Source organism: candidate division KSB1 bacterium, from assembly GCA_022562085.1.
In the GTDB taxonomy this organism is placed as follows: Bacteria; Zhuqueibacterota; Zhuqueibacteria; order Oceanimicrobiales; family Oceanimicrobiaceae; genus Oceanimicrobium.
This window is the reverse complement of sequence record JADFPY010000322.1, coordinates 1-5176: the sequence shown is the minus strand read 5'-3', so window position 1 is coordinate 5176 and position 5176 is coordinate 1. Positions and strand designations below refer to the sequence as shown.

The 5176-nt window shown below is 43.0% G+C and carries 7 protein-coding genes; 4 read left to right on the top strand and 3 right to left on the bottom strand.

The annotated features are described in order from the left end of the window. Positions 1 to 271: 271 nt before the first annotated feature. Complete coding sequence (locus tag IH879_19260) at positions 272 to 598, top strand: hypothetical protein (protein MCH7677067.1); 327 nt, start codon at positions 272 to 274, stop codon at positions 596 to 598. A 178-nt stretch (positions 599 to 776) separates the two neighbouring features. Here IH879_19260 and IH879_19255 read toward each other — a convergent pair whose 3' ends face one another. Further along, positions 777 to 1253, bottom strand: a complete 477-nt coding sequence (locus tag IH879_19255) for a hypothetical protein (GenBank protein MCH7677066.1) — start codon at positions 1251 to 1253, stop codon at positions 777 to 779. 370 nt (positions 1254 to 1623) lie between these two features. On the opposite strand from IH879_19255, the gene IH879_19250 reads away from it, so the two are divergent. Together IH879_19250 and IH879_19245 are read left to right on the top strand one after the other, a co-directional pair. Next, on the top strand, positions 1624 to 1893 hold the full coding sequence (locus IH879_19250) for a hypothetical protein (protein MCH7677065.1): 270 nt from the start codon (positions 1624 to 1626) through the stop codon (positions 1891 to 1893). Between the two features lie 2 nt (positions 1894 to 1895). Beyond that, positions 1896 to 2201: a hypothetical protein gene (locus IH879_19245; GenBank protein MCH7677064.1), complete on the top strand. Its 306-nt coding sequence runs from the start codon at positions 1896 to 1898 to the stop codon at positions 2199 to 2201. Positions 2202 to 2368: 167 nt separating this feature from the next. On the opposite strand, the gene IH879_19240 is transcribed toward IH879_19245, so the two are convergent. Then, positions 2369 to 3190: an IS982 family transposase gene (locus IH879_19240; GenBank protein MCH7677063.1), complete on the bottom strand. Its 822-nt coding sequence runs from the start codon at positions 3188 to 3190 to the stop codon at positions 2369 to 2371. A 275-nt stretch (positions 3191 to 3465) separates the two neighbouring features. Beyond that, entirely contained in the window at positions 3466 to 3852 is a 387-nt protein-coding gene (locus IH879_19235) for an isocitrate lyase/phosphoenolpyruvate mutase family protein (GenBank protein ID MCH7677062.1), read from the bottom strand. Here IH879_19235 and IH879_19230 point away from each other — a divergent pair. Beyond that, positions 3835 to 5176, top strand: a 1342-nt coding sequence (locus IH879_19230; protein ID MCH7677061.1) for an ABC transporter ATP-binding protein, incomplete at its 3' end; no start/stop codon positions are given. The two genes, IH879_19235 and IH879_19230, sit on opposite strands and share 18 nt — an antisense overlap.

The window sequence follows — 5176 nt, the reverse complement described above, 5'->3', positions numbered from 1 at the left end:
GCATTCAATCTTTCAACATTTAGGGAAATTCCACCCAATGATAATAAAGAACTAAATATCCGCTATACCGAACAAATCTTAGTCTTCTACAAATAGACATTCTTTTTCTTATATATGCAACTACATCCAAAAACCAAAAACTTTATAAACAATCTTCCTATTTATTGGATATGGAGGAGATTCGAAATTGAGTGTACCAAACCATAGCCTGGTCAATTGGCCCACAGAATCGGGCTTTTTTACGCCCGCAAGCACCATGTCTCACTATTTCATGCTGAAAGAAAAATTTCAAGCATTAGAACATCAGCTTAAAAGATTGGAACAGGTACCATCAGCAAAATTCAAAGACCCTTATCATAAGAAAACTAAAAATATAGAGTTGCAGCTCTATATGTTGAAGGCTACTCTGGAGTCCATTCGGGCTCTTTTACAGGATTATTCAAAAAAATTTACAATTGAAACGAATTTTACATTTCGGCTTGCTAAGTGTGAGAAGCGAGCAAACATTATTTTCTCAAAAGTAGATTTAGGGTGCGGGATTAAGCCTCGCAGACAACACACTCGTATTCAATTTAAGGCCAATCACCAAATCAAATGATTGTATTTCTCCAGAAAACCTGTTGTCGGTTATTGATGCAGTTCAGTGAACTGCTAGTGAACTGCAAGAACGGTTCAGTGAACTGCTGGTGAACTGCATAGAACGGTTCAGTGAACTGCTGGTGAACTGCATAGAACGGTTCAGTGAACTGCCAGTGAACTCCATTTAATTGTACGATTCATTTCTTTTCGTACAATTGCATCAAGTTTTTTAACTGATTCTGATGCAGAACCTTTTTCACAGCCTTATAGCCTCTGCTTGTCAGAGCAACATACCAACAGTTCCCACGGCGTTCTCGATTGACTAAGCCTAACTCGACCTGCTTTTTTAGAATATTCGAGACTGTGGTCTTGATTCGTCGATTAACCCTATCAGGATAGAGATTTGACGTCAGACTTCCCACTGGAATCATTTGACTGCCGCTTTCGTTTTGTAGCCTTCCGATAAATATCAAACCTTTCTGTTCAAGTTGGGTTAGATGTCCGGACTGTATATCACTAAATCCTGAAGGCTGTTTCTTTTCTTCTTTCAGTTGAGGAGGCGATTGTTCCACTTTTTTCGGTCGGTTCAGTGAACCGCCACTGAACTGCTTTAGGAGTTCAGTGAACTGACGCTGCAGTTCAGTGAACCGCTTTGACAATGGACTTAGTGCCATAGTGACTTTTGTTAGAACTGTTAGTTGCTTCCCAAGATCACGGTTATCTGCTTTTACTTTTTGAAAAGATTTTTGGACCTGCTTTTGAAACTTACTAAATTCTTCCTCTGTTACCTTTTTCTCAAAAAACCACATCTTCCAGCATATACACCCATTTTAATACATAAGCGAGGCACCACTCTTATTTAAAAATAACGGTTCCATTCGAAATGTTTATATAAAACAAATCATTAGTAGAAAAAGTGATAGATAAAAGCTATGTAAACAAAAAAATAATATGGCCAGGAACAAATTTTCTAATCAGACAATAACTGAAGCTAACCTTAATTCAAAACATCCTGGTCAGAATAATATCGATTGGGAGGATTTGTTGTTTGAACTCCGACATCTTGAAATTCGCATTCTTGAAATCATCTATCTTCCAGAGCCAAAACCGCTTGCTTTTAGCACGCTCGTTCAGAGGACAAAGGGATTGAACTATTCTGCAAGAACCTTAAGGAGGAAGATTCATAAATTAGAAACTTTAGGCCTGATTGATGTGATTCGGTCCACCGTGATGATCATTAACCCAGTTTTGAATTTGCAGAAAAACATTAAGACTCTCACTATTCTCTGGAATCACCGGGATCGTAACTTATGAAAATGGACGAAAGAAAAGCTGGTGGCAGGCCACCAAAAATCAAAGTGAAGTTGATTCTCCGCGGTATTATGAAGGAGCTCGTTGTCGCAGATGTCAACTTAGCGCGAAGACGGTTCACTGAAGCCACTGGCCAGCCTGCAAATTATCATACCATCAGGAAATATTTAGACCAGCTCGTTGATGAAGACTTTCTGCGGGTTCAGGTTGTCCAGGACAATATTCAACAAATTGAAAAAGGCCTGAGTCAAGTCAGACGACGAGTATTTTTGTACCTTGTAAATCAGATTTCTCATACGGCTGACAAATAGGTCAATTGACCATGAAGGTTGTATTCTTGCGCAAGCAACCCCGACTCCACCATGTTTGACCTGAAATAATTGTCCATTCGATGAAATAACTGTCCAGGGTATGAAATAATAGTCCTCCGAATGAAAAAACCCTATATATATATATTATTCTTTACCCGTTGTGCGCATTAAATAAGCGTATGTTTAACATGATTGAGTTCCCGACCGAATTCGAAAATGTTTAGGAATTGCAAGAGCGTAAAAGCAGCGATTTTTGCCATGAGCCTTGTCGCGAATCCATCGAAGCATTTGGCATAGTTAGTTTGAATTTTAAATTGGCCGCAGAACTGAGAGAAGATAGTTTCAATTCTCTTTCGAGATTTTCTAAATATTGCCGGTTGTTTTCTGTAATTTTTTTGATTTTTTCTCATCGGAGTGTTTAGAAGTATGCGCTGTTCTTCGAATAGTTCAGTTTGCAATGGATTGTTCAGATAGGCTTTGTCACCAAGAATTGTGCAGCCAGGGTATCGATATTTGATTTCCTGGAGATAATGAATATCAGCAACATTTGCTTTTGTAAGCTCAAAATCAGTGATTATTCCATTTAAGGAGGCCAGTCCGTGCAGCTTATAACCAAAGTAGGTCTGATTTTGAGCCGCGCAGAAACCATAGTCTGGAGCCGTTTCATACCTCTCCCGGCAAACACGAGACCGCTTCGCTCTGCTGAACTTACAGATCTGAATCGGCATGGAGTCGATGACGAAAGTAACCTCGCCGAAGGCGAGTTTTTTGACTAACGAGCGCCAGACTCTCTCGGTTAACCGATTGAGATTCTTTCTGCGTCTGTTATAACCTGACCTGTCAATCAGATTAGGAAATGCCGCTTTGAAATTCTTGTTCAAAACTTTGAACAGATAATGCTCACTGTCGAACATAAGGGCTTCTGATAACAGACTTAGCGTGATTACTTCGGCATCGGAAAACTTTGGCTTATTGCCTGGCTTGGTCAAATTTCCGTGCTCATCAAGAACATCAATGAGGTTTTTCTTGACAATTGATAGAATTTTCTTGAACTTCCAAACGAGATTGTACATGGCATTAATCCTTATGTTTGTTGGGTTTAACAAAATATAGGACTTTATGGCGCTATGTGCAATCTCTTTATTTTTAATGCGCACAACGGGTTAATAGATTTGGTGTAAGTTTTCATACTATGGCTCAGTGATATCACTTTTCCTCCGTGTTGAAAACCGCCAAAATCGGATACTCATGTCGGGTGTCATAACTATTCAAAATCTTGAGTTAAAAATGCATTCGTTTCAGGGCCCGACAGCATTTTGTTACTGAAGCAATCGTAGTTTTTTGAATCGTGTAACTTATCAACAATATCTACAAACTTTCTTAAGCACGACCTGAAGATAAAGGGCCCGAAGCTAACCCGATTAATGCCGATTTCCTCTAGTACCGTAAGTGGCTCTGCAGCGGGTGTGGCAAGAATATTTATTGGAGAAGCGATACGGCTCCTTAAGATCCGAACCGTTTCCAAATCGCCGGGGCCTATTGGGTAAATACAATCGGCTCCGGCTTCCGCATATACTTTCGCCCTGACGACCGCGTCTTCTATTTTTTCTTCCTTTTTCTCAAAGAATATCTCATGACCGACCTTTCTCAAAGGCTTGTCCGGGATGTCCGGAATGCCCTTTTTGAGAGGATCCAGACCCTTTCCCTCGATTATTTTTCGGAGAAGAAATCAGGAACCCTCGTTTCCCGCCTCACCCATGATGTCGGGAAACTCCAGGATTCGGTGGCGGTCGGCCTCACCGATCTCATTTACCGTCCCATCCAGATTCTCTTTTTTGGAGCCATCGTTTTCGGGATTCATTGGAAATTGGCGCTCCTTTCGCTCGTCCTCATCCCGATCATTACGATTCCTGTTGCCCTGATCGGGAAAAGACTCAAGAAAGTCAATATCAGTGCTCTGGAAAGTATGGCAGACATTACGACCGCGCTCCATGAATTCATCTCGGGTGTCCGGATCGTGAAGGTTTTTAACATGGAGCCCTATGAGAGGGAAAAGTTCGAAAAGGCGAACCAGAACTTCTACCGCTATACAATGAAGCGGGTTAAACGGGTCATTGCACTCGGCCCCTTCAGTGAATGTGTGGCTTCGGTCGGTGCCATTTTCATTCTTTTTATCGGGGGCCGGGAGGTTCTTCAGGGGACCTTCTCCGGTGGGATTCTTCTTCTCTTTTTAGCAGCGCTCCTTTCTTTGATCAAACCTGCCAAGAAGCTCACCTCAAGTTATGGGCTTCTTCAGGAAACGCTTGCCATCGTTCCCCGCGTCTTTGAAATTCTGGATGCCCTCCCGAGTGTCATCGAAAAAAAGGATGCGCGGACCCTTTCGCCGATTCAAAAGACGATTGAATTCCAAGACGTTTCCTTTCGATACCAAGATGGCGACATTCTCCAGAATATCGCCTTTCAGGTTTCCGCGGGGGAGGTCATCGCCATTGTGGGAAGGAGCGGTGCCGGGAAAACGTCATTGGTGAATTTGCTTCCCCGTTTCTACGACCCGTGGCAGGGAAGCATTTTGATGGATGGGGTGGATCTGCGCGATGTAACACTCCGTTCTCTGAGAGACCAGGTCGGTGTGGTGACGCAAGAGACGTTTCTCTTCCACGACACGATCGAAGCCAATATTGCGTATGGGAAAATTGGGGCGCCGAACCGTGACATCATAGAAGCAGCGCACTTAGCGCATGCACACGAATTCATCACACGGACCCCAGGTGGGTATCAGGCGGTCATTGGGGAGCGGGGGTTGAAGCTCTCCGGAGGGGAACGTCAGCGGCTTGCCATCGCCCGTGCGCTCCTCAAGAATCCGCCGATCCTTATGTTGGACGAAGCCACAAGCCAATTGGACAGCGAGTCGGAGCGGTATGTTCAGGAGGCGATCGAGCGGTTGATGAAGGGGCGAACCGTTTTTGTCATTGCCC

Bases quoted from the DNA above. Each gene is read 5' to 3' on its own strand.
- IH879_19255 (MCH7677066.1), bottom strand. From the start codon at position 1,253: ATGGCACTAAGTCCATTGTCAAAGCGGTTCACTGAACTGCAGCGTCAG.
- IH879_19245 (MCH7677064.1), top strand. From the start codon at position 1,896: ATGGACGAAAGAAAAGCTGGTGGCAGGCCACCAAAAATCAAAGTGAAG.
- IH879_19260 (MCH7677067.1), top strand. From the start codon at position 272: ATGCTGAAAGAAAAATTTCAAGCATTAGAACATCAGCTTAAAAGATTG.